At 37.2% G+C, this 301-nt stretch carries 1 protein-coding gene; it reads right to left on the bottom strand.

Features of this window, described 5'->3' with window-relative positions; all coding sequences use genetic code 11:
- On the bottom strand, window positions 1-301 hold a 301-nt coding region (locus tag ACFIO5_RS13365; RefSeq protein ID WP_375705677.1), incomplete at both ends, for a trypsin-like peptidase domain-containing protein.

Genomic DNA, 301 nt, shown 5'->3' with positions numbered 1-301 from the left:
ACCCAATCACCAATACGGGCCTTTTCTGAGTCACCAAAACGTACAGCCTTTAATTTTTTACTTCCTGCATCCACTTGAAGCAGTGCCAAATCAGTCTTGCTATCCTTTCCAAGTAATTTTGCCTTTAGCTTTGTACCATCGGTAAAATTCACTTCAATATCATCAGCATCAACGATAACATGATAATTTGTAACGATAAGCCCTTTTTGGGCATCAATTACAAAACCAGACCCCAAAGAACGTACTTTTTGAAACTGACTCTCTTTTTGACCATCTTTAGGAGAGAAAAAATCAGTAAAAT

Source organism: Bartonella sp. AA86SXKL, assembly GCF_042196885.1.
The sequence above is the reverse complement of the archived record's forward strand: the minus strand, read 5'-3'. Positions and strand labels throughout refer to the sequence as shown.